Annotated in this window: 28 protein-coding genes; 18 read left to right on the top strand and 10 right to left on the bottom strand. The window is 59.0% G+C overall.

The genetic code is table 11. The features are described from left to right. The 4 genes from G6024_RS01150 to G6024_RS01135 form a co-directional block, all read right to left on the bottom strand. Positions 1-287 (bottom strand): hypothetical protein (locus G6024_RS01150; RefSeq protein ID WP_200841538.1); only part of this gene is annotated, 287 nt, incomplete at its 3' end. Further along, positions 287-694 (bottom strand): DUF7659 family protein, encoded by a 408-nt coding sequence (locus G6024_RS01145; RefSeq protein WP_159147667.1) that lies wholly within the window; start codon positions 692-694, stop codon positions 287-289. The genes G6024_RS01150 and G6024_RS01145, both read right to left, overlap by 1 nt. A gap of 42 nt (positions 695-736) precedes the next feature. After that, entirely contained in the window at positions 737-952 is a 216-nt protein-coding gene (locus tag G6024_RS01140) for a hypothetical protein (RefSeq protein WP_159147665.1), read from the bottom strand. A 118-nt stretch (positions 953-1,070) separates the two neighbouring features. Continuing rightward, positions 1,071-1,787: a replication-relaxation family protein gene (locus tag G6024_RS01135; protein WP_159147663.1), complete on the bottom strand. Its 717-nt coding sequence runs from the start codon at positions 1,785-1,787 to the stop codon at positions 1,071-1,073. A 512-nt stretch (positions 1,788-2,299) separates the two neighbouring features. On the opposite strand from G6024_RS01135, the gene G6024_RS01130 reads away from it, so the two are divergent. The 16 genes from G6024_RS01130 (at position 2,300) to G6024_RS01055 (ending at position 11,840) form a co-directional block, all read left to right on the top strand. Beyond that, complete coding sequence (locus G6024_RS01130; protein ID WP_159147659.1) at positions 2,300-3,199, top strand: hypothetical protein; 900 nt, start codon at positions 2,300-2,302, stop codon at positions 3,197-3,199. 370 nt (positions 3,200-3,569) lie between these two features. Then, complete coding sequence (locus tag G6024_RS01125; protein WP_159147657.1) at positions 3,570-4,106, top strand: hypothetical protein; 537 nt, start codon at positions 3,570-3,572, stop codon at positions 4,104-4,106. 200 nt (positions 4,107-4,306) lie between these two features. Continuing rightward, positions 4,307-4,954, top strand: a complete 648-nt coding sequence (locus G6024_RS01120; RefSeq protein WP_159147655.1) for a recombinase family protein — start codon at positions 4,307-4,309, stop codon at positions 4,952-4,954. Positions 4,955-5,027: 73 nt separating this feature from the next. Further along, a complete protein-coding gene (locus tag G6024_RS01115; protein WP_159147654.1) occupies positions 5,028-5,576 on the top strand; it encodes an RNA ligase 1 family protein in 549 nt (182 codons plus the stop codon). Positions 5,577-5,606: 30 nt separating this feature from the next. Beyond that, positions 5,607-5,816, top strand: coding sequence for a hypothetical protein (locus tag G6024_RS01110; RefSeq protein ID WP_159147652.1), 210 nt, complete (start codon positions 5,607-5,609; stop codon positions 5,814-5,816). Continuing rightward, positions 5,813-6,025, top strand: a complete 213-nt coding sequence (locus tag G6024_RS01105; RefSeq protein ID WP_159147650.1) for a hypothetical protein — start codon at positions 5,813-5,815, stop codon at positions 6,023-6,025. The genes G6024_RS01110 and G6024_RS01105 overlap by 4 nt, the downstream gene beginning before the upstream one ends. Beyond that, on the top strand, positions 6,022-6,276 hold the full coding sequence (locus G6024_RS01100) for a helix-turn-helix domain-containing protein (protein WP_159147649.1): 255 nt from the start codon (positions 6,022-6,024) through the stop codon (positions 6,274-6,276). The genes G6024_RS01105 and G6024_RS01100 overlap by 4 nt, the downstream gene beginning before the upstream one ends. A 59-nt stretch (positions 6,277-6,335) precedes the next feature. Continuing rightward, the gene (locus G6024_RS01095; RefSeq protein WP_159147647.1) at positions 6,336-7,346 is read left to right on the top strand and encodes a hypothetical protein; all 1,011 of its coding nucleotides are present in this window, start codon (positions 6,336-6,338) and stop codon (positions 7,344-7,346) included. 96 nt (positions 7,347-7,442) lie between these two features. After that, positions 7,443-7,622, top strand: coding sequence for a hypothetical protein (locus tag G6024_RS01090; RefSeq protein ID WP_159147645.1), 180 nt, complete (start codon positions 7,443-7,445; stop codon positions 7,620-7,622). A gap of 1,183 nt (positions 7,623-8,805) precedes the next feature. Continuing rightward, positions 8,806-8,949, top strand: coding sequence for a hypothetical protein (locus G6024_RS01085; protein WP_159147643.1), 144 nt, complete (start codon positions 8,806-8,808; stop codon positions 8,947-8,949). Continuing rightward, the gene (locus G6024_RS01080) at positions 8,946-9,539 is read left to right on the top strand and encodes a J domain-containing protein (protein ID WP_159147641.1); all 594 of its coding nucleotides are present in this window, start codon (positions 8,946-8,948) and stop codon (positions 9,537-9,539) included. Before G6024_RS01085 ends, G6024_RS01080 begins: the two co-directional genes overlap by 4 nt. Further along, entirely contained in the window at positions 9,536-9,820 is a 285-nt protein-coding gene (locus G6024_RS01075) for a hypothetical protein (protein WP_159147639.1), read from the top strand. The genes G6024_RS01080 and G6024_RS01075 overlap by 4 nt, the downstream gene beginning before the upstream one ends. Before the next feature lie 627 nt (positions 9,821-10,447). Continuing rightward, complete coding sequence (locus G6024_RS01070) at positions 10,448-10,600, top strand: hypothetical protein (protein ID WP_159147637.1); 153 nt, start codon at positions 10,448-10,450, stop codon at positions 10,598-10,600. Next, the gene (locus tag G6024_RS01065; protein ID WP_159147635.1) at positions 10,601-10,870 is read left to right on the top strand and encodes an HNH endonuclease; all 270 of its coding nucleotides are present in this window, start codon (positions 10,601-10,603) and stop codon (positions 10,868-10,870) included. Continuing rightward, complete coding sequence (locus G6024_RS01060) at positions 10,867-11,289, top strand: PDDEXK family nuclease (protein ID WP_159147634.1); 423 nt, start codon at positions 10,867-10,869, stop codon at positions 11,287-11,289. Before G6024_RS01065 ends, G6024_RS01060 begins: the two co-directional genes overlap by 4 nt. 59 nt (positions 11,290-11,348) lie before the next feature. Further along, entirely contained in the window at positions 11,349-11,840 is a 492-nt protein-coding gene (locus G6024_RS01055) for a DUF3846 domain-containing protein (RefSeq protein WP_159147633.1), read from the top strand. Between the two features lie 134 nt (positions 11,841-11,974). Here G6024_RS01055 and G6024_RS01050 read toward each other — a convergent pair whose 3' ends face one another. The 6 genes from G6024_RS01050 to G6024_RS01025 all read right to left on the bottom strand — a co-directional run bounded on the left by G6024_RS01050 (position 11,975) and on the right by G6024_RS01025 (position 16,262). Continuing rightward, complete coding sequence (locus G6024_RS01050; RefSeq protein WP_182640288.1) at positions 11,975-12,223, bottom strand: hypothetical protein; 249 nt, start codon at positions 12,221-12,223, stop codon at positions 11,975-11,977. A 173-nt stretch (positions 12,224-12,396) separates the two neighbouring features. Then, positions 12,397-14,685, bottom strand: a complete 2,289-nt coding sequence (locus G6024_RS01045; RefSeq protein ID WP_159147631.1) for a type IV secretory system conjugative DNA transfer family protein — start codon at positions 14,683-14,685, stop codon at positions 12,397-12,399. 88 nt (positions 14,686-14,773) lie between these two features. Then, on the bottom strand, positions 14,774-15,328 hold the full coding sequence (locus G6024_RS01040) for a hypothetical protein (RefSeq protein WP_159147630.1): 555 nt from the start codon (positions 15,326-15,328) through the stop codon (positions 14,774-14,776). A gap of 96 nt (positions 15,329-15,424) precedes the next feature. After that, positions 15,425-15,655: a hypothetical protein gene (locus tag G6024_RS01035; RefSeq protein WP_159147629.1), complete on the bottom strand. Its 231-nt coding sequence runs from the start codon at positions 15,653-15,655 to the stop codon at positions 15,425-15,427. Then, positions 15,646-15,936 (bottom strand): hypothetical protein, encoded by a 291-nt coding sequence (locus G6024_RS01030; protein WP_159147628.1) that lies wholly within the window; start codon positions 15,934-15,936, stop codon positions 15,646-15,648. Before G6024_RS01030 ends, G6024_RS01035 begins: the two co-directional genes overlap by 10 nt. After that, complete coding sequence (locus G6024_RS01025) at positions 15,933-16,262, bottom strand: hypothetical protein (RefSeq protein ID WP_159147627.1); 330 nt, start codon at positions 16,260-16,262, stop codon at positions 15,933-15,935. Before G6024_RS01025 ends, G6024_RS01030 begins: the two co-directional genes overlap by 4 nt. 166 nt (positions 16,263-16,428) lie before the next feature. Between G6024_RS01025 and G6024_RS01020 the strand changes: the two genes are divergently transcribed. Together G6024_RS01020 and G6024_RS01015 are read left to right on the top strand one after the other, a co-directional pair. Then, positions 16,429-17,007: a hypothetical protein gene (locus tag G6024_RS01020; RefSeq protein WP_159147626.1), complete on the top strand. Its 579-nt coding sequence runs from the start codon at positions 16,429-16,431 to the stop codon at positions 17,005-17,007. Positions 17,008-17,218: 211 nt separating this feature from the next. Beyond that, positions 17,219-18,382, top strand: a complete 1,164-nt coding sequence (locus G6024_RS01015; RefSeq protein ID WP_159147625.1) for a site-specific integrase — start codon at positions 17,219-17,221, stop codon at positions 18,380-18,382. Positions 18,383-18,514: the final 132 nt, after the last annotated feature.

Genomic DNA, 18,514 nt, shown 5'->3' with positions numbered 1-18,514 from the left:
GCAGTGGCCACTTTAGCGGGAACACTCCACTCGAAGGTCAGGAAGTCACGAGCGATGACAGCCCTCCCCTTGGATTTCAGGACCGCCGCGAGCTCTTCGTCTTTCTCGATTGCGTCGATTGCGACCTTGCGCCCTCCATAACTCGAGAGGCGGCGCTCTATGGCGTCGATAAGATCCCCGCGGCCCGCGCTCGGCTCGAGCACGCGGTAAATCGTCGACTTGTCGAGCTTGGCGAGCAGTTCGCTCGCCAACGCTGCTGGAGTTGGGTAGAAGTCGGGGCCAAACATTACACGCCCACCTTCACCGCCTTAGGTGAGCGGTAGACCGCGCGGACTTCGTCGGCAGTGATTCCGTAATCTTCCAGCGCTTCGATAGCCGGCGTCATATCCCCGCTATAGAAGCACTCGTAATTATTCAGCTCGCGCAGAATCACGCCCCGCCTGCCGTTTTTTTCGAGGTCCTGGCGCATCCCGGCGGCGACTAGTTCACTATGTCGACGTTTGAACTCCTCGACGTTCACCGAGGGCATAAACATGCCCATGCCAACGCTCGCCCACTTGGTGCCCTCTGGTTTCTTTGCTTGAACCTTCGCCGCGCCTTCTTCGAACTGCTCCCGGTTGAAGGCGAAGAACGCCCCGAGATCTTCGAGTAGCTTGCTTTGTTCGTCTTGGATGTAATCCTGTAAATACTTCATTTGTAGTTGTCTCCGCTTATTTAATTGTCTAGCCGCGCCCGTTTAACCGATCGCCACGAGCGCCAGTGCCAACCCGCTACACACGAGCGAGATGAGCCCCATCGAGTTTCCGGCCACGCTTCGGGTGTTGGTATAGCGCCCGTAGCCCCTCGTAGTGCGCCGTGCACGTGGTGGCCGCGCCAGGATGCTCGGGTTGAAGATTTCCCCCGTGATGAGGTCCATGATCGCGTAGCGTGCCGGCGCTTTTCGTTTTGTCATTTGTAGCTGTCTCCGCTTATTGTTTACTACTCTTCTATTATATAAATAACGGTGCTATTATGCAAGACTTTTATGCGCTAGTTGCGCGGACTTATCCACAATTTCGCCTCTGGCGCGTCTAATTTGTCCACACCTGCGGAAAACTCTCCGCTGTCATCACCGCGAACAACGGCCGGGCGCTCTCCGGAATCTCTCGGATTATCGAATTGAGCTCACGCTCACGCTCCTCATCGATCGCCACAAACACAACCCGCGGGAAAGGTTGGCCGGGGAACTCATCAGCCCACGCCCTGTATGCGTGCCTGTACCGCGCTAGCTTCTCCGTAATCTGCTTGCGGCGCTCCGTGGCCATATCCACCTCTACCCAGATACGTCGCCGCGCCTGTGCTGCTCGCACGTCCGCGAAGATGTACAAGTCTGGAGTCAGCAGCACCCCGCCCGCGACCTGGTGACAGTCCGGCTCAGTTACGACCTCGTTTATGCGAATATCCCCCGACCGCTCCGCCGCGACTGTTTGCACGTACGCCTCAGCTATAGCGATGCGGTGCATATCAATCGAGCGCAGCGGGGTATAGCGGCCCTCGCGCCGCAGAAACGCCCACCCCTTCGGGCCGAGCTGGTAAACGTATTGCCCGGAGCCACCAGCCCACCCGCCGACGGTGCGGGGACTCAAGCGCCGAAGCATCCCGCCGTTTGTCAATCGAAGGAGTACCGCGCTACTTGGTGACTTGCTTCGGTTTTCGGCGAATTCGATCGCTCGGATTTGCTCCGAAGTGACGAGGCCAAACCTCCCCACCAAGCGCACAATCCTCCCGTCGCGCGGCGAGATCATCATAAACACATTGAACGACGAGCAAGCCGCCGCCGTCAACCCCGTGTTCGCGCTGGTCAGGCCCGCCGTTGGCCCGTAGCGAGGCCCAGGCTTCAACCGTAGCGGTGAACGTACCTCTGTAAGCCCGATACTTTTCCACAGTTCTTGCAATAATTGGTCTTGCAAAAGATTTCACATTAGCGCATACTATTGATATACAACCAACGCGGGCCAGCAATCAACCGCACGCGTCATACGAGTTGTGAGTTTGAATTACCAACTAAAGCGGAGAGAGAGCGAATGAAGCAGCATGACAACTAAGTGGTTAGTACCCAGGAAGCGTAAAGGCACGCACGGCACGCGCGTCAGCCTCAGAATCGACCCCATCGTTGCCGAAGCAGTAGAACGCATCGAGAAGCGGGTATGGCGAGACGAGGACGGCAAGCGAGTATCGCGCAGCACCATCTACCTCACCGGGGCCATGAAGCTCCCAGAGGTCAGAGAAGAAGTTAAACGCATTAAACAGGAGAAGAGAGGTGAGCGGAGACAAGACACCACAAGCACAGCCTGACGATCTCAGTCAGGAGCAGCTCAGCGAGCAGTCCATGAGCCGTTACGAGGCGGACAACACCTCAGCTATATCCGTGCGGTCACTCGACGACATCAGCCGGCTCTCGAAGATATTCATCCAGAGTGGCATGTTCAAAGGCGATCGGGGCGTAAGTCTCGAGCAGCAGGTCTACCAGGCCGGAGTGAAGATAATCGCAGGCGTTGAGTTCGGCATCCAGCCGTTCGCCGCGATCCGCGGAATAAATATCATCAACGGCAACGCCGAGATGAGCGCTAACCTCATGGCCGCCAAGGTGAAGAAGCACCCGAAGTACGACTACCGCGTCAAGCAGTGGGACACTAGCGGCTGCGTCATCACCTTCTACGAGATCCCCTACCCAGGCGCTCCACGTGACCAATGGGACGAGCTAGGTGATTCATCGTTCAACGAAGACGACGCCAAGGCAGCAGGCCTACTGAGCAATCAAACCTGGCGCAAATTCCCGCGCAATATGTACTTCGCTCGAGCAATCAGCAACGGTGTCCGCATCTACACTCCAGACGTATTCTACGGCGCTCCTGTGTACGTCGAGGGCGAGATCAGCGGTGAGTTCGAGTCGAAGCCAGAGAACGCCCCGGAAGCTACTCCCCCAGCTAAGCCGAGCAAGGCAGACGCAATCGAGGGTGAAGTGGTTATCGGTGACGAGCCGACCGATCCTCTACAGGACAAGCTCGACCGCATCGCCGAACTCAGCGAAGAGCTAGGGCACGGCCCCGATTGGTTCGTCGCGGTATCGGAGAAGATCCGGAACGAAGACGATGCCGATGTCATCCTGCAGAAACTCCAGGAGACGAAAGCCCAGAGGTTGATGAGCGATGACGAGTAGTGATCGTTGCATCATCTGCCTCAACGACGAAGCGCACGACCACAACGCCGATGGCGTCTGCGATCAGTGCCAGTACGTCAACAGAACCGCCTACGAAGAGGTGCTCGCATTGGTGAGCACGGTAGGCGAGACAACAATTTAATGCGGTGCTCAGCACCGGAGAACAGATGACCAAGCTACGAGCGATCTGGACGCTGCTACGAAATGAACACTTCCTCGTCATAACCCCGAAGGGATACCACGCCACAACACCAAAGTTCGGCCACAGCCGTTTCTGGCGGGAAGCCCTAGAGTGTTTCAATCGTATGCGCGACTACGCAGATAAACAGCAAAGCAATTAGTAACGCGGTGCTCAGCACCGGAGGAACCCATGGCGCAAGGCGTCAAACGGATCAACGAGGCGATATTCGTCCAGATCAAACAACACATCAAGAAGCAGGGAATCGAGTCCGCTGCCGCTAAGTGGCCCGGCTACAACCGCCGCACATTCGTCACGATCGACAAGCAGGCCGACTACAAGACCTGGCGCGAGAAGCGTCGCGCTACTCAGAAGGCAGCACCGGCTACTCAGCCCGTAGCGAAGCCACAAGCGATGCAGAGCGTCACTCCCCCGCAGTCGGTCACCACAGCGCCGAAGAAACCGGGACACGGCCGGCAGGTCCACCGAGTGAGTGCCCGAGTCGAACCGAGCGACGACGTCACCCGTGAGGAGTTCGACCGAGTAACTGGGAATCTCGCGTCGCAGCTAACCATGCTCAGCCGGCGGCACGACAGGACCCGCGAAGACGTGGACTCCTTACTCAAGGAAGACGTCGCTTTCCGCGAGGCGGAGATCCTCATGCGGGATAAGGCAGCGAACTCGGTGTGGGAGCGGGTGAAGCGCGCGGTTCGGCGAGGGCGACGGTAATGCCAGGCACGCCATCAGGTGGAAAGAAAGCCGCCAGAACTATCAAAGAACTCTACGGTGCAGACTTCTTCAAGGAGATTGCGTCCCTCGGTGGGCGTGCACGCGTGCCAAAAGGTTTCGCGGTTAACCCTGACCTGGCAAGAAGCGCGGGGGCTAAGGGCGGCAGGATAAGTAAGCGCCGAGCGAAGAAAGCAGCGTAGATGGGCCGCGTCATCGCCTACGTCCGAGTCTCAACCGACAAGCAGGACCTCGAGAACCAGCGACACGAGATCGAGCGCTACTGCTCGGCTCGCGGGCTGGCAATCGAGGAGTGGGACGAGGACATCGCGAGCGGAACCCTCCAGTTGAAGGACCGCAAGGTCGGCGCCCTGATCGACAGGCTCCGGTCTGGTGACACGCTCATCGTCAGTGAGATCAGCCGCATCAGCCGCAGCGTCCGGACACTACTCAACGTGCTAGAGGACTGTATCGACCGCGGCATCGTCGTCGTCTCCGTCAAACAGGACGTGACCTTCGCTAAGGGCTTGTCCAGCAAGATCATGATGATCGGTCTCGGCCTGGCGGCTGAGGTCGAACGGGAGATGATCAGCGCGAGGACGCGCGAAGCTCTGGCCCGCAAGAAGGCGGAGGGTGTGCGACTTGGCCGGCCGCCTGGATCACACAAGCCAGAGAATCGAAAGCTCCACGGCAAGGACGATGAGATCCTGCGTTACATGCGGAAACGCGTGCCGAAGACTGCAATCGCACGTTTGCTTGACTGTTCCGTCAGTACATTGCGTCGCTACATTACGGACCAGGATTTAGACACCAAACTGCTGGTCGAACGCTTCAGAAAAACGGACGTATAGAAAAAACGTCTCGAATCGAAATCACAACCTAGCAACAACATAACGCGGCTTAGCCCGCAAGGAACGACACATCATGAAAAAAATCATCAGCCTATTCAAACGAGATTACGAAGGCACGCGCCTGGTCTATGACGAAGTTGTACCGGGTGCAGAATGGGTGATAGAGGGTGAAGGTATCGCCACGCGCAAGTGGGACGGAACCTGCACCAAGTACGAAAACGGCACGCTATTTAAACGTTACGATGCCAAGAAGGGCAAGAACCCGCCTGCAGGCTTCATCCCTGCACAAGAGCCCGATCCTGTCACCGGCCACTGGCCCGGCTGGATTGCCGTCGGCGACGGACCGGAGGACAAGTGGTTCCGCGAGGGACTCGCCAACACGGACAATCTAACAAACGGAACCTACGAGCTGGCTGGGCCGAAGGTCCAAGGCAATCCGGAGCACCTGGAGAATCACCAGTTAATCCGACACGGGGCTGACGAGCTGGAAGCGCCGCGGTCGTTCGATGAACTCAAAGCTTGGATAGCCACGCAAGACATCGAAGGTGTCGTGTGGCATCGAGACAACGGAGACATGGTGAAGATCAAGAAGAAGGACTTCGGTCTAAAGCGATCAAAATAACGCGCCACCGAGCGCAAGGAACAACTCAATATGAACAACAACTCGAACTCAGGCGGAGTAGGACTCCTCACCGTTCTAACTATCGTGTTCGTGACACTCAAGCTTGTCGGAGTCATCGACTGGTCTTGGTGGTGGGTCCTCGCCCCGGTGTGGGCACCGACCCTAGCGGTCCTGGTGCTGTTCGCGGTGTTCCTGACGGCCGGCACTGTGGCGGGTGTGGGGCGGGAGGACGAGCGATGACCCGGCCGAAAGTCACCCTCAACGCGAGCGGTCCAAACCCTAGAAACGTGGAACTTCGCGTCGGAGACAATCTCGTGTCGTGGACGGCGATCGACATCCGCATCCGTCCCGACGAAATCATTGAGATGACCGTCGTGCTCCAGCCCGACGAGATCAGCTTCGACGGTTTGGATCAAGCGAGGGTGAGCGTTGAACGGAGTGAGCTATGACGACTCCCACTCCCCTGCCGAAGAAGCCCCGCCACCACCCTCAGTCCACCCACGCCCGCATCCTCAAGCTGCTGCAGAAGCAGCGCTCGGCGACGAACCGGCAGCTGAACACGATCACGTTCCGATACGGGGCTCGCATCCATGACCTGCGGCGTGAGGGATACGTCGTCGACACGGTGCGCGAGCACGACGGCCTTTATCGCTTTTTCTACCGTGGCCACCGCGACGACGACGACCCCACTGACAAGTGACCCGGACCTGTCGTACCCAGCTTCTATGATGGAACTACTACTTGCGGAGGAGGTCCGGCGTGGACTATCGGGACTACATGGACGACGAGACCAGCCGGCTCCTGAAGCAGACTCGAGAGCAGATGCTCGCGGGGATGATCCCCAAGATCAACCAGCCCACGTTCGACATCACCAAGTTCACCTCGCCCACGTTGAGCGTGATGGACCAGTTCACTAAGCAGACCGGTGACATCGCAGGCACCGCCATCATGGGCGACACACGTTTGCAGGACCAGCTCAACCGGCCGTCCTCCGCCTTCCTCGACGCAGCCCTCGGGGGTAGCGCGCGAACCTTCTCGCTGAGCGAACACGTTGGTCGGATGAGCGCGAGCAAGCTCGATGCGTATCTGGGCAGTGGCGTTGGCACCATTGGGCAGGCACTGGAAGCGCTGAAGCTGACCTACAAGCCCCCGACGATCGCTGACTACCTTGCCCGGACCAACACCGCATCGATCTTCTCGTTCCAAGGACCGAGCATCGCCGAGCAGATCGGCACGCGGATCGATACCAAGTCCCTGATGGGGCTCACCGGCCTTACCGAGACCGCTGGCACGATTGCCGAACAGTGGCGGTTGGCGAACAAAGGCGCGCTCTCGAACTTCGGCGAGTCCTTCGGGTCTCTCCGCGAGGCGTTGAACTTCGAGCAGTCGCTCAAGTCATCGGGGCTGGCGCAAGCGGTCCTCTCCGAAGCATGGAAGCTGGACGACGAGCAAGCCCACAGATGGGCAGAGGCCGATCTCACGGAGACAGCGGACACCCGCGTCGAGGAGGAGCTCGAGGCAGACCGAGACCTCGCAGAGGTCGTTGGCGCTGTACAGCGCTACTTTGTTGTCTACCTGGGCTACACGCCAAGCGAAGCCCACAACCTAGTGCGACGTCTCGTCTGGATTCTTCTATTCGGGACCATTGTGGGCGGAGTATTGCTGGGGCCACAGGCCGTAGTCGCCTCCATCGGAGCGATTAGCGCTGCGACATCAAAGTTCAATGCCGACTCTCTCATCCCAGATGGCAAACCAGATATGGCCTCCTGACTTTTCCACAGCTATTTCAATTCTGCCACATTTCGCTATTGCAAATAGTTTCCACTAAGCGCATACTATTAGTACAATTAAGCGGAGACAGCATAAGTGAATCAGGAATCAGAACTATCCAAGTTTAAGCTCTACTACGAGGACATCCATGAACCCTCGTACTGGCGGGCACTCATGAGGCGGACGGCCGTGCAGTTGGTCCGGGAGCACGTACAGAAGCCCCTCGCCACGATCGCGCTGTCGATGCCGGCCAGGGTCCGGCGTAAGCGGAAGTAGCCAGTTCAAGAGCGTTGCCCTTTATGTCCCACACGGTCATCTACCCGGCCGTTAGGCAACACCAGAACATTGGCACCTGACCTGCTGGTCAGCGACTGCGAGCGCTGATCAGCGGGTAAGCACATTGACAAACCGGATTCATGACTCGTGCGGGGAGCATCATACTCGCCTTGCGATATAGCGGGAGAACACATTATTGGCTTAGTGTTCGCCCGCACGGGTCGTGAAGAGTTGAGCGCGCGAAGCTGGTAGTAAGTGGTGTACTGAGGCAAAGCAGGTGGCGACATAAGGAACGTATGCTTTATGGGCTAAATACCGGACCCAAAATGTGCATCTTAAGATCTTGCAGATCGGCTTGCTACCAGTCCATGCGCTCAACCCATCTCTCATCATCACTTCTGCTGGTGGTGGGTGATGGCATCAGAAGTGCACTTCCTGGTGGAACGTCATTCGGGAGATTTTGTAATGGGGCTTCCTTATGTGACGTGCTTCTGGTGTCAATTGGCAATGTAAGGTGGAAGGGAAGTATACGAGAAAACAGGTGTATGACCTGTCAAAAATACTACTCGGCAAAGCCCTGCCTTACGTTGCCAACCACCATACCCCTTAACTACCGAACAATCATCAACTAATTTGTTTTACAACTACGGTAATTGGGGGATATGGCATCAGAAGTATCTCGTCCTAGGTACACGAAGACTCTAAGGTTTCGACCGACCAGTCTGTCGTGGGAGCTTCTGGTGTCACTCTCGGCACCGTGGTTCATAGGCCACCCAGCGGAGAGGAAATTACTCCACACACCACCAAGCGCCCGTTCCATATTTACAACAAAACTATTGGAACAGCTTACAGCGGGCGCTTTGGCGGTGAACTCACCTGCCCCACATCTGCGTACGTTTTAACCTCCCCTGGTGCCGTGCGCAGTTGTGGGCGGACGACCCTCCTTATAGTCGAAGTTGTCTCCGCAAGACTCTCTTCTACGGTTCGTCCGCTCAATCAGGCTGTCTACACCTCGGCATTAGCTTGCCGATCCCGTCCCGATTCTTGGTGTTCTTTTCGGGACAGGATCAGTGAGCTACTGGCGCACTGCTAAACGGAGAAACTATGTATGGAAAGAGAGTTATTCAAACCACCAGCATCGCTTGAGTACGACGACCCGCGTCGCCGCGAAGGTCTCGCTCGGGTGGCAACACACCTCGCCTTCGAGCAGCTGATGCAGGCCGCGGACAACGGCGAGTGCACGCGGGACCAGGCGATCGGGTGCCTCAGGGCGCGGCGGCCGTTCATCGGTGAGCAGGCAGCGGCGTATACGGAGGGCGCGTCATGACCACTGCTTACCCCCTTCAATGGCCGTCACACTGGCCCCGTACCGAAGTCCCACAACGCCACGGGTCGATGTCCCGGGGCTTCGCCTCGAACCGAGACGCTCTTCTTCGTGAGCTAGAACTCCTCGGCGCTGAGGATGTAGTTATCTCTTCGAACCTCGCACTTCGTCGTGACGGCTTGCCGTATGCAGGTCAAGCGCAACCAGACGACCGCGGCATAGCTGTCTACTTCACCCTCGACGGAGAGGAGCAGTGCATTCCCTGCGACAAATGGGACACCGTTGAGCAGAACTTGCGCGCCGTCTCGCTGACTGTCGAAGCCCTGAGAGGCCTGGACCGCTGGGGAGCGAAGGAAATGGTCAACGCCGCCTTCCGCGGGTTCAAAGCGCTTCCTGCAAAAGCCATAGTCACCCCGTTTACTGCGAAACCTTGGCACGAAATACTCGAGGTGACTCAGACCGCCTCTGCCGAAACGATCAAAGCCGCGTACCGAGCACAGCTCAAGAAGCACCATCCCGACCACGGCGGTACCGAGGCCGGATTGATTGCCGTGCAACGCGCCTACGAGCAGGCGATGGGAGGCACACGATGACCTCTTTCGACCGCCTCCACATAGACCTCACCGCTCCCCCAACCGGCTGGGACGACGAGGACCAGCTCGCCATCGGGTCAGAGCGTGCCTTCATCGAACTTCAGGAAATCCCGTACATCAAGGACCTCGGTGCCCGAGCGCTCATTGCAGCGCAGCACCTACTCAACATCGCCTACGAGGCGCGTTCCGTACTCCAGGACTGGGACGAGCTGCCGGCCACGCGGCGGAAGAAGATCGACCTGCTGAGTGCGGTGCCTGAGTTGTTGGAGGGCGAGGGATGAGCGATACAGGACACCGACAGTTGCTCATTGCGGGTCAGAACATCGCTGAACACCTGAGGCCAGTGATCGAGGAAGAGGCTATGCGACATGGCGTACCCGCCCCCTCGGACAAGCAGATTGCCTTGGTGGTGTCTGCCTTACGGATGCACACGACAATCGTCCACGCTGGCAGCTATGACAGAAGCGAACTCGGCCGCCCAGACCAAGTGACTACCTTCCACCCGATCGAGTCGAGCACTGGGCGATTCCTCAGAGACGCCGCCCTAGTGGTGTTGGAGGGCGAGGGATGAGTAACCAAGCGAAGTCCGTCCTCGCATACGGGTCTGGGTTTCTGGCGGCGGTAGCTGGCATCGCGCTAGCTGGTTGGGTGTGCGTCTTAATCGCTAGCACGGTCGGAGCTTGGTGGAGCGGCCTCTGGCACGTCGACGAGCAGGAACGCGAGGAGTTCGAAACCGCCGCTAAAAAGCGAGAAGCGAATTGGTCTCGAGATCCAAGGAACCCGAAAGTGGCAGGACAGAAGTGCCTCGACTTAGGCGGGGTGCCGCGGTACTCCGCATGGACCGGTCAGGTTGTCGAGTGCAATAAGCCAGGAGCTAATCAGGTCAACATCCATACCGAGGTGAACCAATGATCTCCCCCGCCACCCTTTGGGACGAACTCACCGAGTGGTCCGAGCTCATCTTCTGGGCCTTCATCGGTCTCGCGCTGCTCGTCAGCATCCTCATCGCCATCCTCTGGGCCGCCTGGCGCCTGTTCTGGGTGGTGGTTGGAGCCGCGTAGGTGGGCAAGTGGAGGCGGAAGAAGTCGTTGTCACGACGCTGGCAGAGAAGTCATCTTATAGCGAAGTACGGCGCGGCCTGTTACTTATGCGGCCATCCCATACCTGCTCTGGACGCCATCACGATAGATCACTGGGTGCCGTTAAGCCGAGGTGGCCTTGACGAGATTTCGAACTACCGATTGGCCCATTTTTCGTGCAACCAGGTAAAGGCTGACTTGACGCCAGATGAGTTTCGCGCTTTCCAAAACGGAGAGATCGAGTACTCATGAGCGGAAACGATGAAAACGAGGTCTACAAGGTCATCGCGCGGCACATGAGCCTGTACTACGAGGACACGCCGTACCACTTCGACCTTTCGGGCGTGAACAACACGAGCCGCTTCTCCCGCGGTCTCTACAAGCTCATCAATGGCGAGGCCGGCTTCCCGGATCTTCTGATCTACCAGCGGTCACATCCGGACTTCGGTGACTACATCGGCCTAGCGCTCGAGGTGAAGCGGGACGGTGTCACGGTCCGCAAGCGCAATGGGGATCTGGTGGCCGATGAGCACATCAGGCAGCAGGCCGAGTGGCTCGCAAAGCTGTCGAGAAAGGGCTACTACGCCGCGTTCGGCATCGGGTCGCGGGATTGCATTCAGCTGATCGACGAGTACCTCAGCGGCCAAGCCACCATTCCGATGCAGATCTGATCGCGGCTGCAACTGCGTCATCAATCGATGGCGCTGAGCACCCGCGATGGGAGATGACCATGGGCACTATCAAGGCCCTGTACATACCGGCAGACGACACCGAGGAGGTAAGGATCGCAGAACTGGAGCAAGGCGACTACCGCGAGTATCAGCGCTTCGTGGAAGGCGACTTCGACATTGTGTCCCCAGCATCCGGCGAGCTGTCGTTCTTCATCAACGATGAGGGCAAGCTCGTAGGACTGCCCGTCAACGTCAGAGCGTCACTCTGGCTCTACTCGCTCGATCCCGCTTGGGAGGGCCACGACATCCTCATGGGCAACGTGATCGTCGCCGGTGGAGTTGACGAGGACGGCGAGACAATGGGCGTCCCACAGGAGGTCCTGGAGGAGGTGACAGGCCACTCCGAGTACAAGATCCTTGTGCAGACGGGTAGCGAAGACTGGAGCACCAACCAGCGCCGCTACTCGACGTACTGGGATGCACTCCGGGCGGCGTACGACCTCTCAACCCGGTGGCTTCTCGTGAGCCGCTGGAAGGCATCTGCTGCGTGATTCATCGTGAGGTGACAGCCCCCGCTTCGGCGGGGGTTTTCATTTGTCTGATATTGAAGCGCCCCGCCCCCGAGAACTCGTGGTTCGATCGGAGACGGGGCGGGTAGGTGGAAGGCGCGTTGTGAGCACCTCGGCTACTTGGAGTTGGGTCGCTGGCCTTTTCTACGCCCACGAAGCCCATCTGCGTACTGCAGCACCTCCAGCGGAACGACCTTGGCCAGCTCCTCTTCGGTGCAGTAGACGGTGCGGGGATCACCCTTCGAGGGCCGGAGCTCCAGCTCCACCAGGCCGTCCACCGTCTTGATCGACTTGGCCTCAGCGTCGCTGACATCGATCTGCTTGCTCTCGTCGAGCTGCGAATGCCCCTTGATAACGACATTCACGTAGTTGCTGTCGAGTTCTTTCCCCGACACGTCGCTAACTCGCTTCGACACCATCGCCATTGCGCTCACCTCTTTCCATGTTCGTGAGAATTGCGGATTGCATATCTCATGCTTCTAGTTATGCACATATCGCATATTTCGTAAATGGCAATCAAGCGCCGCACCCTTTACTTTTAATCGTCCGCATCAAAAGGCCGTGTGAGTGGCTCTTCCATAAGCGGTGCACTGCCTTTCTTGTTTGTCGGCACATGTCGCCGCTCGCGCTGGTCCCCGGCGATCTGCTCCGCGGTCCGGGTGTACTTAGCATTCGACATCGCGATGGCATGGTGGCCGTACCCCACCGGGCGGGGTTCATCGAGCGTCCGAAGCGTCAGCGGTTGCGACACTCCACCGCTGGGCAGCTTCACCTTCGCTACGGCGGTGTACTTCGGGAGATTCATCAGCATCTCCTTGTCGACCTCTCGACTGGCAAAGTCTCCGGCATGCACGTGCGCCTCGTTTTTGCCCGATTCGAAGATGAGCTTTGTCCGGGCATTGGTCGAGATGCCTTCCTCGACTGCCTTCGGCATCCTGGTCACGTACTGCGTGGCCATTAGCAGTCCTAACCTTCGCTTCCGCGCTGTCGCGAGCATGTCCGTGATCGTGCCTTCGAGGTGTGAGAACAGGTGCGCCTCGTCGAGGAACATCACGTTGTCGGCCCGCTCTGGCACATGCTTCGCGGAAAGGTCCCAGATCCACGACACGAGAAGCGAGCCGACCAGCTCCGCGAGGTTGGTGTCGACACCCTTGAGGTTCACGCAGATGATCCGGTTCTCCTCCAGCGCTTTCCCCAGGTCCACAGTCGAGTGCGTGTTGTTCAGCATTCGGGAGATCTGAGGGTCAAGTGTCAACTCCCAGAAGCGATTCAGGACAGGCTCCATATCCTTCCGGCGCTTGCCCTCGTCCTGGTTCTGCCAGTCGGTGAAGAAGTCCACGAGTTCCTTGGTCTTCAACTTCTCGAGGCGCTTCTTCGACCACAGCTTCTCTGCCGGCGTCTTCGGATCGATAAGCGGGATGAAGTCGAGAAGAGTCGCATCTCCAGTCTCAGCCAAGGCGGGGATGCCGTGGTAGAGCAGCTTCCGCACGTTGACGCTCTTGATTTCGTAGATGCTCGCGAAGAGGTCTGCGAGCTTCGTGGCGATCATCGACGGTCGCTCGAAGTCGAAAGGATTGATGCCAACGAAGGCGCTCTCGTTGCTCACGTCAATATTGATCACCCGGTCAAGGTCGTGCGCTTCCAGCTGATCGAGAGTCCGGTGGATCAGGTCGCCGTCCCGTTCGATGATGATCACGCCCAAGCCCTGCGCGATGAGCTGTCGGAGCAGGTTCACCCCGAGCGTCGTTTTTCCGACTTCGGTCTTACCACCGATGTACAAGTGCGTCCGGAAACCGTCAGCGGGCATCGCGATGGGTCGCTCACTCCCCGGCATAGTCGAGACCCCGAGCATGATCCCGTCGGAGAGGACCTCCGGCGACGGCATGATGTGCCGGAACGAGTTCCTCGTGACACCCTCTATGTGGTCAGCTCCAAGAGGCCACCCAATGCGGGGAAGCAGCTCACTCGAGCTCAATTGAATCCGCGGCGTCAGCGGAGTCCACGCCTCGTTTATCCCGACATCCACGTTCGTCCTGATCGCTCGGGATGTGAACCGCACCGTCGGGCCATCACTGGCCTTGAACGCCATCACCACGTTGTGGCACAGAGCCATGCTTCTATCGGGATGCCGAGACCTTGCCGCCACCCGGACCGTACCGATAAAGTTTGGCTCGCTATCAACTTTCGCCCTACGGCTAGCCACCTCCGCACTCGACGCCTCCGTCTTGCCGAGTAACGCCCGTTGCCAAGACCACTCGGTACTCCGAACCCTTGCCTCATCCGGCGCAGGCATCTTGACCCGCGTGCTGCCACCAATGACCCACTGCATGACTACGACTTCGTCCCCCACCGGCTGAAAGCTGTTGAGCAGCGACACCGCGATGTCAGCCGGCTTGCCACTCATCTCCAGCTGCCGATCAGGCAGATTCATCGAGATCTCCACGGCGCCATTGAATGACCCGAGGCTTAGCTCGCTCTCTTGGACAGGTTCGACCGCGACTCCGGGGATGGCAGCACGAAACTGGGCCACGATGTACTCAGCTCGTGCCGAGGGGACACGGACACGAAACTCGAACTGTCCTCCTCGCGAAATCGACTCGAAGGCGATGGTTGGGACGTAGAGGCCGAACTTCACCGCGCGGATACTCGCGGGCAGGGTGTTGATCTCAGCCCGCGCGCGGGACTCAGGGACGTCAGCGGGAAAAGTGACTCGGTACGTAGTGCGACCTGCCCGGTCGTACTCTCGCTGGTGATTCTTGCGCATCACGAAGACTCCTGGAATCAGGAGTGGCGCAGTGATCAGACTGAGAATGATGGCGATGTCCATCTACCACTCAGTGTGACACTGCGCCACGGTTTTGAACAGAACAGAAGAGCCGGGGCGAGAGATAGATCCTCGCCCCGGCTCTTAGCTGTCAGACGGCTTCCGGCAGGTCGCCCCGCTTCATCTCGCGAACGATGGCGAAGTCGAGACCGTAGGTCACGGCATCGAGAATGAATACCGACTGGTCGATCACGAACTTCCGGTTGACAGCCATTGCCATGGCCTGACCGACATGATCGGCGTAGAGCAACTGGTACTCCAGGGTGTCCGGGTCCAGCCCGTGCTTCTTGAAGTCCTCCATCTGGAGGAGTGCCAGTTCGACCTCTTCGTTGACGTCGAACGTAAGGCCGGTCATCACGTGTGCCATGTCGTGGACGAAGCGGAGCGCGTGCGTGACCTCCGGCACGTAGAAGCAGTCATCCAGGTTGAGCGAGGAGACGGGGAGCGGCACGTTTGTGTTCGACGAGCGAACGAACTCCCGCATCAGCGACTCGTAGGTGTTCGGAGCGTCCGGACTGGCCACGTATCCGAACCCGAGCTCGCGGGTGATCGTCTCGGCCCTCTCGAGGAGGAACCGGCTCGCGGCCTGAATTCCGTCATCCAGAGTCACCGGATTGAGCGTGTTAGCGTACCTGATGTACGTCATGGGATTCTCCATCCACTTGATGTGCTGAAACGGTGGGACCCAGGGAGGCGGCGACTCCTGTCGCCAAACGAGATGCCGCCGCCCCCTGGTGCCCCGTCAGTCGAGCCAGTCGTCGGAGCGGTTTGCTCTGACTCGGTCGACCCATCGCTCCACGGTGGGAGCGACGATTACGAGGGTCACGACCGCCAACATCGTCACGAGGGCGATCGCAATCCACTGCATGTAAGGCCGCAGAAGATCTGCGGCGATGGCGAAGCCTGTCGTGACGGCAATGCCGGCGACGATCAGCCCGATCAGCCTGTCCAATGCCCTCTTCACTAGCTCCACCCCTCTCGAGTGAACAGGTGGTCGGTCGCGCGCACGCTCCGGTGATGTCTGAGTGATTCCCGGAACGAGAGCATCGTTGTCATGCCGTCCCGCGCCTGGTCCTCGACGACCCGCGCCGCCTCCGCGAGTAACTGCTCGTGGGGGTCCGGCTCCTCGACGAAGGCAGATTTCAACCAGTCGCAGACGGCGTTACCTACGCGGTTAACCGCGTCGGGAAACAACAGGACCAGCGCGAGGAACAGGCCAAACAGCGCCAGCACAAGCCACTCACCGGAGCTCATCGTTCATACGTCTTCCGCGCGAAGGCGTCATACGCCTGAACAGAGCGCTCGTGGAACACGACGGCGTAGTCGAGGGCAATTGCCCTCTCCTCGTCGTTCGCGCACTCCCTGGCCATCTCGCCAATGACCTCGCGGCCTCGATGAGACATCGAGATCCCCACTGTCCCGACGATGCCCTGGCGGGAGTCGAGACCAAGACCCGACGTGCGGGACAGCTCGGTGCCGAGAAAGCTGTTGCGTTCTGCTCGCGCAACGGCCTTCACAGCTGCATCGATGTCATCAGTGCGGGTCCTCCGCTGATGACGTGAACCGTTAGAACTCGCCATGATCGGCTCCTAGTTCGAAGTGATTACCGATCCGCGTGCCCTGTCCAAGCGGCTCGCGGTGAGCCGCCTGCGGTAGCGTGGCCCTGACACCTTTATAGCCTCGACTGGCCTGACATGTCTATGGTTTTGACAGGCTTGATTTACGGATGTGAGAGAGGTAGACAAGATGGCCGACTCCAAGGCCGGCGCAACCACCGACCCAATCCACGCGGAGCTCACCGCGGCGCTCGTCACGATCGCCAGACGGGACACGTTCGCACCGGTCGATTCCGAGCTGTTCGGAGTTGAGGGTGTCGACGGATTTCGGGACGAGGCTCGGGACATCTTACGAATGAGCTTTCCCAGCCGGCCACAGGCCGCTTTAGAGAATGCCCTTGCCGGGATACTAGACCCGGAAGAAAGTCGCCCACTTGGCGAAAGGCGCAAGTCCTTCATGCACCACTACGGCGTGAGCCTAAGCACCACAATTCGCCTTGAGCGCCAAGGTGCGGAGCTATTCGCCGGACTATGGATTAAGAACGTTCTTGCTATCAACAGCGACTGGGAAGATGAATCAGAGGAACAAGATGACACACCCGAGCTCGAGAAGCCCGGCTACCGACTCGGATGGTCCGACCACCCCGGCGAGACGAGGGAAGAACTCGTAAATAGAATAAATCATCTCGAAGCCCAAGTGAGGATGTACCGCAAGGCCCTGTACGATATAAACTCGACCATCGCCGGGCTTGCGCCATACGAGCGGTAGCGCCTCCTGAACTGCGGTTTTACTGGGTCTGTATGAGATAATAGAAACACAAAGTTAGCCCCGAGATGCAGTCGGGGCCTGTGCCCTACTATAAAGCACCAGGCCTCCATCGGGAATAGGAGGAATATGGAACCAAGCCCATCGCAGACTAAAAGCGAGTTATTACCGCAACGCGTAAAATGGACCCTTCGCCAGGTGACGGAGGAAGCCCATGTCGCGTAACCAACTACCCCCTCAGATTCGCAAAGTCGAGCTGAACACTCGCCGCAACGGGCGGCCTGAAATCCGCTACGAAGTTCGGCTTGATCTCGGCGTTGATGCGCACGGCAAACGCCGCCAAAGTCGTAAGCGCTGCAAGACCGAAGCCGAAGCGCGCAAGGTCCTCGCCACCACGTCGTCTCAGGTCGCCAACGGCACGTACGTATTGCCCCGAGGTGACACAGTCCGCGAAGTGATTGAAGCGTGGCTTCTAGGACGCACCAAGATCACCGAGTCCACCCTGGCCGGCTACCGGGACTACACCAAGCCGGTCATCGACGCCTACGGCGACATGCCAGTGCACGAGCTCGCCAAGTCGCATATCGACGTCCTGATGCAGCGGCTCAAGGACGGGACCCTTCCCAAGGCAGACGGCACGAAGCGCCGGCCGTACGGACCTCGCGCCAGGCGCTACACCCTCACCACCCTGCGCATGATCCTCAAGTCCGAGGTGGACCAGGGCCACCTCGCTCGCAACGTCGCGCTCTTCGTCGACATGCCCTCGCTCGACAGCAAGGAACTGCAGACGTTCACCGCGGAACAAGCCGAGAAGCTCCTCGAGTCGACCAAGAACGACTTCCTCGGCATTGCGTGGCGGCTAGGACTGACTGGACTTCGACGCGGAGAAATCGCCGGACTCCGCTGGGATGCCGTCGACCTCGAGGCAGGCACTATGACGATCGACGAGACGCTGGTGTCGGTGTCAGGGAGGCCACGTAAGCGCACTCCGAAAACTTCTAGCGGCTTGCGCACTCTCCCGATGCCTGTGTCACTTGTGGCAGCCCTCAAGCGCCAGCAGGAGCTACAGCGGGCTTCCCGCATCCTCTACGGCCCTGAGTACGAAGACAGCGGCTACGTGGTCACCGATGCACGGGGGCGGCAGGTCAAACCGGACCGACTCACTCGGAGCTGGTACCGGGCCTGCGACAAAGCGGGGGTCCCGCGCATCCGGCTACACGATGCTCGGCACACGTGCGCAACCTTGCTTCACCTGCAGGGAGTCCCGATTGCCGTGATCGCAGCATGGCTCGGGCACGTGGACGCGGGCTTCACTATGAGGACTTACGCGCATTCGCAGCCCGACGCCCTCAAGCTGGCCGCTGCGAGCCTCAAGTGACACCGAGTTGTCGTGAGTTGTGGCAACTTGTGTCACTTTTCGAAGCACAGACCATCTTCGCGGCCTGGCGAGAATGGTTTTCACCCCTGTTGACCAGCGCGTGCGCCCGGGGAGACTTGAACTCCCACGTCC

The sequence above is a fragment of the Dietzia maris genome (assembly GCF_014144855.1).
In the GTDB taxonomy this organism is placed as follows: Bacteria; Actinomycetota; Actinomycetes; order Mycobacteriales; family Mycobacteriaceae; genus Dietzia; species Dietzia kunjamensis.
Note: the sequence above shows the minus strand (reverse complement) of the source record. Positions and strands in the feature narration are given on the sequence as shown.

Excerpts from the sequence above, each read along its gene's own strand:
- G6024_RS01110 (WP_159147652.1), top strand. The coding sequence starts at position 5,607 with ATGAACAACAACTCGAACTCAGGCGGAGTAGGACTCCTCACCGTTCTA.
- G6024_RS01080 (WP_159147641.1), top strand. The coding sequence starts at position 8,946 with ATGACCACTGCTTACCCCCTTCAATGGCCGTCACACTGGCCCCGTACC.
- G6024_RS01055 (WP_159147633.1), top strand. The coding sequence starts at position 11,349 with ATGGGCACTATCAAGGCCCTGTACATACCGGCAGACGACACCGAGGAG.
- G6024_RS01075 (WP_159147639.1), top strand. The coding sequence starts at position 9,536 with ATGACCTCTTTCGACCGCCTCCACATAGACCTCACCGCTCCCCCAACC.
- G6024_RS01060 (WP_159147634.1), top strand. The coding sequence starts at position 10,867 with ATGAGCGGAAACGATGAAAACGAGGTCTACAAGGTCATCGCGCGGCAC.
- G6024_RS01120 (WP_159147655.1), top strand. The coding sequence starts at position 4,307 with ATGGGCCGCGTCATCGCCTACGTCCGAGTCTCAACCGACAAGCAGGAC.
- G6024_RS01135 (WP_159147663.1), bottom strand. The coding sequence starts at position 1,787 with ATGATGATCTCGCCGCGCGACGGGAGGATTGTGCGCTTGGTGGGGAGG.
- G6024_RS01030 (WP_159147628.1), bottom strand. The coding sequence starts at position 15,936 with ATGAGCTCCGGTGAGTGGCTTGTGCTGGCGCTGTTTGGCCTGTTCCTC.
- G6024_RS01040 (WP_159147630.1), bottom strand. The coding sequence starts at position 15,328 with ATGACGTACATCAGGTACGCTAACACGCTCAATCCGGTGACTCTGGAT.
- G6024_RS01115 (WP_159147654.1), top strand. The coding sequence starts at position 5,028 with ATGAAAAAAATCATCAGCCTATTCAAACGAGATTACGAAGGCACGCGC.
- G6024_RS01145 (WP_159147667.1), bottom strand. The coding sequence starts at position 694 with ATGAAGTATTTACAGGATTACATCCAAGACGAACAAAGCAAGCTACTC.
- G6024_RS01105 (WP_159147650.1), top strand. The coding sequence starts at position 5,813 with ATGACCCGGCCGAAAGTCACCCTCAACGCGAGCGGTCCAAACCCTAGA.
- G6024_RS01125 (WP_159147657.1), top strand. The coding sequence starts at position 3,570 with ATGGCGCAAGGCGTCAAACGGATCAACGAGGCGATATTCGTCCAGATC.
- G6024_RS01025 (WP_159147627.1), bottom strand. The coding sequence starts at position 16,262 with ATGGCGAGTTCTAACGGTTCACGTCATCAGCGGAGGACCCGCACTGAT.
- G6024_RS01070 (WP_159147637.1), top strand. The coding sequence starts at position 10,448 with ATGATCTCCCCCGCCACCCTTTGGGACGAACTCACCGAGTGGTCCGAG.
- G6024_RS01100 (WP_159147649.1), top strand. The coding sequence starts at position 6,022 with ATGACGACTCCCACTCCCCTGCCGAAGAAGCCCCGCCACCACCCTCAG.
- G6024_RS01140 (WP_159147665.1), bottom strand. The coding sequence starts at position 952 with ATGACAAAACGAAAAGCGCCGGCACGCTACGCGATCATGGACCTCATC.
- G6024_RS01045 (WP_159147631.1), bottom strand. The coding sequence starts at position 14,685 with ATGGACATCGCCATCATTCTCAGTCTGATCACTGCGCCACTCCTGATT.
- G6024_RS01020 (WP_159147626.1), top strand. The coding sequence starts at position 16,429 with ATGGCCGACTCCAAGGCCGGCGCAACCACCGACCCAATCCACGCGGAG.
- G6024_RS01015 (WP_159147625.1), top strand. The coding sequence starts at position 17,219 with ATGTCGCGTAACCAACTACCCCCTCAGATTCGCAAAGTCGAGCTGAAC.